Source organism: Collinsella sp. OM07-12 (assembly GCF_003438275.1).
Lineage (GTDB): Bacteria > Actinomycetota > Coriobacteriia > Coriobacteriales > Coriobacteriaceae > Collinsella.
Genome location: NZ_QSTQ01000045.1, coordinates 1 through 1,902 on the forward strand (window position 1 = coordinate 1; position 1,902 = coordinate 1,902).

3 protein-coding genes and 1 pseudogene are annotated in these 1,902 nt (G+C 59.1%); all 4 read left to right on the forward strand.

The features are described 5' to 3' along the window. Positions 1 to 261: pseudogene (locus DXB98_RS09945) on the forward strand (SIS domain-containing protein); the annotation flags it as partial. Between the two features lie 46 nt (positions 262 to 307). Further along, positions 308 to 727 carry a PTS sugar transporter subunit IIA gene (locus tag DXB98_RS09950; RefSeq protein WP_117744006.1) on the forward strand — a complete coding sequence of 140 codons (420 nt, stop codon included), beginning with the start codon at positions 308 to 310 and terminating at the stop codon, positions 725 to 727. A gap of 57 nt (positions 728 to 784) precedes the next feature. Then, a complete protein-coding gene (locus DXB98_RS09955) occupies positions 785 to 1,267 on the forward strand; it encodes a PTS sugar transporter subunit IIB (protein ID WP_117646647.1) in 483 nt (160 codons plus the stop codon). 60 nt (positions 1,268 to 1,327) lie between these two features. After that, a partial coding sequence (locus DXB98_RS09960; protein WP_147330330.1) for a PTS sugar transporter subunit IIC occupies positions 1,328 to 1,902 on the forward strand: 575 nt, incomplete at its 3' end.

The following is a 1,902-nucleotide window of genomic DNA, read 5'->3' on the forward strand; positions in this document are numbered from 1 at the left end:
CTGTTCATGGGTGAGGACGAGAACCGCAAGCTCGACGAGCGAGCCCGCGCGTTCCTGACCCGCGGCGTGACCGGCGACACCGACATCAACATCATCGACACCGCCGAGTTCGCGATCCCCGGCCTCGACGACGAGTTCCGCGTCATCGTGTCCCCGTGGATTCTGACGGTGCTCGTTACCGACCGCCTGGCTCGCTACTACGAGACGGTCACCAAGCACAACCTCAAGTATCGTCGCTACTATCACCAGTTCGACTACTAAAGAAAACGGGTGCGGGAACGCGCCGGGCTATTGAGAGGAACACAGAATGAGACAGTACATCATCGCCAGCCATGCGCACTTCGCTACCGGCATCAAGGAGAGCGTCGAGCTGCTCTCGGGCGCTCGCGACAACGTCCACGATCTTTCGATGTTCGTCGATGACCGTATGGACGTGGCCGAGGAGGCCCAAAAACTGCTGGCAGGCATGGCTGCCGACGATGATGTCGTCGTGTGCACCGACCTCTTTGGCGGCAGCGTCAACAACGAGTTCACCAAGATCGTCCAGACGCGTCCCCGCACGTACCTCGTTACCAACATGAACCTTCCTCTGCTCATTCAGCTGCTGTTCTCTGACGAGTCGGCGCCGGTTGAAGAGACGATTCGCGCCATCGTCGCTGCGGACGATACGCGCGTGAAGTTTGTCAACGACCTGTTGGTCGATGACGACGAGGAAGAAGAGTTCTAATCCGCAGCACCTACTGACACGCCGTAAGACGGCACAAAACCTTTGGGGGGTCACATTATGATTCAGCTACTTCGCGTTGACCATCGCCTGCTTCATGGCCAGGTCGCGGTTTCTTGGGTCCAGGGCCTTGGCTCCAACTGCATCTTCTGCGTGGGCGATAAGGTCGCCAACGACCCGGTGTGGAAGACGACGCTCAAGATGGGCAAGCCTGCCGGCTGCAAGCTCGTCATCAAAGATATGGCGAATGCCATCGAGGCCATTAACTCGGGCGTGACTGACAAATACAAGATGATCATCTGCGTCGCCACTATCGCTGAGGCAAAGCAGCTTGTTGAGGGCTGCCCGCAGATCAAGTCGGTCAACCTGGGTAACACCAAGCCCAAGGACGAGAAGCGTCCCGATGCCCGTCAGGTCTCTCGTCAGATCTTCCTGACCGCGGCTGAGGAAGCCGATGTGCGCGAGATGCTAGATCGTGGCGTTGAGGTCGAGATTCGACCCCTGGCCGATGACCCCAAGGTTGACTGCGCCAGCGTGCTCTAGGCGTTCAATTTCGAAGAGCCTTCGGGTTCTTCGTAGTGTCCTATATGGAAAGGGGGATGTATGCTTACCCAAGCAATCCTCATCGGACTTATCGCCGCATTTGGTAAGTTCGACTGCCAGCTCGGTACGCTCTACGCGTTCCGCCCCATCGTCCTGTGCCCGCTCGTGGGCCTGGTGCTGGGGGACCTGCAGTCCGGTCTCGCAATCGGTGCGAGCCTGGAGCTGCTGTTCATGGGCTCGATCTCCATCGGCGCCTACGTGCCGCCTGATGAGACGATCGGCGGCGTGCTCGCCTGTGCCTTCGCTATCCAGCTGGGCCAGAGCACCGAGGCAGCCATCGCGCTCGCTATGCCCATCGCCACGCTGTGCCTTGCCATCAAGAACATCCTCAACGCCGCCCTGCCGATTTTGGTTGACCGCGCCGATGTTTTCTCTGCCCAGGGCAACCTTAAGGGCGTCTATGCGATGCACTTCCTGATCGGTTCCACCGGTATCATCATGGCGTTCCTGTTGTGCTCGGTGTCGTTCTATCTGGGTGCTGACGCTATCCAGGGCGTGCTCGACTTTATCCCCGACTTTGTCCTTGCTGGCTTTGGCGTTGCCGCCAACATCCTGCCTGCCATGGGCTTCGCCAT

Excerpts from the sequence above, each read along its gene's own strand:
- DXB98_RS09950 (WP_117744006.1), top strand. The coding sequence starts at position 308 with ATGAGACAGTACATCATCGCCAGCCATGCGCACTTCGCTACCGGCATC.
- DXB98_RS09955 (WP_117646647.1), top strand. The coding sequence starts at position 785 with ATGATTCAGCTACTTCGCGTTGACCATCGCCTGCTTCATGGCCAGGTC.